At 63.7% G+C, this 3,882-nt stretch carries 5 protein-coding genes; 1 reads left to right on the top strand and 4 read right to left on the bottom strand.

The features are described from left to right. Positions 1-483, bottom strand: a 483-nt coding sequence (locus MTR65_RS19670; protein ID WP_243803230.1) for a cbb3-type cytochrome c oxidase subunit I, incomplete at its 3' end; no start/stop codon positions are given. Between the two features lie 231 nt (positions 484-714). Between MTR65_RS19670 and MTR65_RS19665 the strand changes: the two genes are divergently transcribed. Then, entirely contained in the window at positions 715-1,413 is a 699-nt protein-coding gene (locus MTR65_RS19665) for an OmpW/AlkL family protein (protein WP_243803228.1), read from the top strand. A gap of 103 nt (positions 1,414-1,516) precedes the next feature. Here the strand turns inward: MTR65_RS19665 and MTR65_RS19660 are convergent, their stop codons facing one another. The 3 genes from MTR65_RS19660 to MTR65_RS19650 all read right to left on the bottom strand — a co-directional run bounded on the left by MTR65_RS19660 (position 1,517) and on the right by MTR65_RS19650 (position 3,646). After that, on the bottom strand, positions 1,517-2,014 hold the full coding sequence (locus MTR65_RS19660) for a GtrA family protein (protein ID WP_243803225.1): 498 nt from the start codon (positions 2,012-2,014) through the stop codon (positions 1,517-1,519). 117 nt (positions 2,015-2,131) lie between these two features. Continuing rightward, positions 2,132-2,833, bottom strand: a complete 702-nt coding sequence (locus MTR65_RS19655; RefSeq protein WP_148627152.1) for a Crp/Fnr family transcriptional regulator — start codon at positions 2,831-2,833, stop codon at positions 2,132-2,134. A 123-nt stretch (positions 2,834-2,956) separates the two neighbouring features. Continuing rightward, positions 2,957-3,646: a fumarylacetoacetate hydrolase family protein gene (locus tag MTR65_RS19650; RefSeq protein ID WP_243803223.1), complete on the bottom strand. Its 690-nt coding sequence runs from the start codon at positions 3,644-3,646 to the stop codon at positions 2,957-2,959. Between the last annotated feature and the right edge of the window lie 236 nt (positions 3,647-3,882).

Below are 3,882 nucleotides of genomic sequence, written 5' to 3'. Positions count from 1 at the left end.
GCCCCAGAACACGAACCGCGCGAGGCCCGGGAAGGCCAGGCGCGCCCGGCAGGTGCGCTGCACGACGTAGTAGCTCGTGGCGATCAGCGCGTTCCCCCCGAACGCGAAGATCACCGCCGAGGTGTGCAGCGGACGCAGGCGGCTGAAGTTGAGGTAGGGCTCGAGGTTGAGCCAGGGCCAGGTGAGCTGGGCGGCGATGAACACACCCGCCGCAAAACCCACCACGCCCCAGAACACCGTTGCGATGACACCCCAGCGCACCGGGTCGTCATCGTAGCGGCCCTCGTCGGGCATCTTGAGGATACCGCGCGCGATCGCGCCGTAATCCGCGCTGCGCACCGTGAACCACACGGCAATCAGCGCGGCCAGCGCGACGATGCTCATGTGAATGGCGAAACCCCCATCAGCCGCGAGCGCGACCCCGATGACGGCAAGGAAGAGCACGGCGAGCCAGAGGCCCGCCCGCGCGAGAACCGTTACCATATCATTTCTCTTTCGAGACTGTTGCTGAACCTGACGAACGCCTTGGAGAGTAACATCACTTGCAGCATTGATAATGATCAAATTGCCTCGGCAATGAAATTAAACGCCGATTTCCGTTGTTTTGCGCGTGATCAAATCAACTTGATCGCAATTGCCGCAAAGGCATTTCCGCAGCCGCTCAAGAGGGGGGACACGCATGGTGCGGCCCCGGCGGCAATGGAAGAAATGACTATGCGCAAGATGACGATGTTCGTCGCCCTGGCCGCGGCCACTGCCCTTTCCACGCCCGCCATGGCCGGCAGTCCGGACGGCAAGTTCCAGGTCAAGGTGCTCGGCACGGCCGTCCTGCCCAATGGCGAGATCGACAAGATCAAGCACCTCGATGCGGGTCTGGGCGACACGCTCGCCGGCATGGGCGTGAGCGACGTCGACGCCAAGGCGAACGACAACGTGGTCCCGACCCTCGCGGTCGAATACTTCTTCAACCAGAACTTCTCGCTCGAGACGATCTGCTGCTTCACCCAGCACCACGTCAACGGCGCCGCCGACCTCTCGGGCACCGAGCTGGTCGACCACGTGCTGATCCTGCCCGCCACGGTGACGCTGAAGGCCCACCTGCCCACCGGCACGCCCTTCAAGCCCTACATCGGCGCGGGCCCCTCGGTCTTCTTCGTGTTCGACGAAAAGCCGGGTGCAACCGCTCAGGCATTGGGCGTGGACCGTGTGAAGATGTCGAACTCGTTCGGTGTGGCGCTTCAGGGCGGTGTCGACATTGCGCTCGGCGACAGCGGCTTCGGCGTTTCGCTCGATGCCAAGAAGTACTTCATGAAGCCGACCGCCAAGTTCTACGTCGAGGACACCAAGGTGCTTGAGACCAAGCACAACCTCGATCCCTGGGTTCTCAGCGCGGGCGTCACTTACCGCTTCTGAGCCCAGACGAGGCCCAGCGCCTCAATTTCAAGGGACACACGCTGCATGCGAGGAAAGGGGGAGCACACCGCTCCCCCTTTTTTCGTGCCTGTCGCAGGCCCGCCTACAGCTTCCTGAAATTGACCGTCGCGTTGAACAGGAACACCGCGGTCCCCGCGACCAGCGAAGCCGCGATGCGCGCGGCCAGATAGGGCACGCCCAGAACATCGCTCAGCAACGTGAAGGCGCCCAGAATCAGCCCCAGCCCCACCAGCGCGTTGCCGACGAAAAGCACATAGCCCGACGCCATCCCGCGCGCACTGCCCCGGAAGATCCAGACCCGCGCCAGAACGTAGTGGAGCGCATTGGCCAGCAGGAAGCCCAGTGCCACCGCCAGCAACCGACCGGCCCCGGCCTTCTCCACCAGGCCCCAGATGAAGACGAGATCGAGAAGAAATGTCGCGACACTCGCGAGGGCATTGCGCAGATAGAGATCGAGCCCCTTGCGGGTCAGAACGCGGCGCAGGAACCCTCGCCCGCCGATACCGGGTTCAGCATCTTCAGGGGGCACGCTGGAGGTCGTCTCGGGCGCAATATCGTACGTATTCGAACGCGGTGGCATGCCTTGCCCAACTCGCTGCCACGCGCTCGGTTTCCATTCCGACCATGCGGTCTGTGCACGCGCGCATGCATCGCGTGCGGCGCTCCACCGAGCTGGACGGTCCAGGTCTGGTGCGAATCAGCCCGCTTCGGCCGCCAGCGCATCCATGTCGCGAATGATGACATCGCGGCGCGAGGGCAGGTCAATGATGCCTTCGTTGCGCAGGCGCGTGAACTGGCGGCTCACCGTCTCGATCGTCAGGCCCAGCACGTCGGCGATCTGCTGGCGCGAGAACGGCAGCGTGAGGTGGCGCTCCTGCGGAGCATCAAGCGGGATCTTGCAGCCGCTGCCGCCCAGGCGTTCGGTCATCTCGACCAGGAAGCTCGCCATCTTCTCAGCCGCCGACTTGCGGCCCAGCAGCAACATCCAACGGCGCGTGCGGTCCAGTTCGCCCAGCGTACGCTCGAGCAGCTTGTGCTCCAGCGAGGGGTGTTCACGGGCAAAGGCATCGAAATCGCGGCGCGAGAACACGCAGACCTTGGCTTCGGTAAGTGCGGTCACACCGTGCCCACTGGTGCCGCCAAAGGGCCGCCCGATGAAGTCGGAGGGGTAAACCACGCCGACGATCTGCTCGCGGCCATCCTCGGTGTTGGTCGACAGCTTGAGGACACCCTCGATCACGTTGGCGACGAGGACCGAATCCTCGCCTTCCCAGATCAGCGATTCGCCCGGCGTGATCTTGCGCGTGCGCCCGATCGCGTTGAGGGCCTCGAGTTCGCTGGCGTTGAGAGACGCACAAATCGCCCGGTTCCGGACAACACAAAGGTCACAAGTCGACATGATGTTCCGTTATCAGGGCCTGCAGCTGCACACAAGTTTCGGCAGATACCTCAATCGACTGCACATGAAAAGTAACTAGCATTTGCAAAAGCCGTCAGGTGAACGGCAAGGCGCGGTCCGAACTCAGGCGTCGTAGCGGACCTCGACAGGAGGCAGGCCAGCCACTTCGCCGCGCAGATGCTGCCCCGCACGTACCGGGCCGACCCCGGCAGGGGTTCCGGTGAAGACGAGATCCCCCGGTGCCAGGGTCACGTAGCGCGAGAGATGCGCAAGGATCTCCGGCACCGACCAGATCATCTGCGCAATGTCGCCCTGCTGGCGCACCACACCGTCGAGCTCACAATGGATCGCGGCATTGCGCGGCGGCAGCCCTGGCACGATAGGCCCCAGCGGCGCCGAGGCATCAAAGCCCTTGGCCATGTCCCAGGGACGGCCCTTCGCCTTGGCCTCGGCCTGAAGATCACGGCGCGTCATGTCGAAGCCGACGGCCGCACCGAAGACCAGCGCTTCAGCATCTTCGGGTGCCAGGTCATGCCCACCGCCCCCTAGCGCGACGACCAGTTCCACTTCGTGGTGCAGATTTTCAGTTCGGCCAGGAAAGGGCAGCACCCTACCGCTGGGGACTACCGCATCGGCGGGCTTACTGAAGAAAAAGGGGGAGGGACGATCGGGATCGCTCCCCATCTCCCGCGCGTGCTCGGCATAGTTCTGCCCCACACAGTAGATCCGCCGCACCGGAAAGACCGCGCCCTTCCCCTGCACCTCGGCCAGGACTGGTGCGTATTCGGGCAAAGGCAGAGGGCTTGCGGGCATGATGCTTTCCTTTCCACATGGAAGCCTGGCTGGACTCATAAGGTCCTCCGGGCCGGAAGTGACGTCCTTTGCCCTAAAGACTTGCACCTCGAAGCGAAAGCGCACGAATTTTGAAGGGATCGGGTAAGGAAGAGGATTTATCCGAGGGCTATTGCCCTCGGGCTCCCCGAACTGTCGAGGTTGGCGGGTTCGGTGCGCAGGTGTGTTCCAGATACGCCAAGCCCCCCGGCGCGAGA

This window comes from Novosphingobium mangrovi (assembly GCF_022818885.1).
In the GTDB taxonomy this organism is placed as follows: domain Bacteria; phylum Pseudomonadota; class Alphaproteobacteria; order Sphingomonadales; family Sphingomonadaceae; genus Novosphingobium; species Novosphingobium mangrovi.
This window is presented reverse-complemented; position numbering and strand designations above follow the sequence as displayed.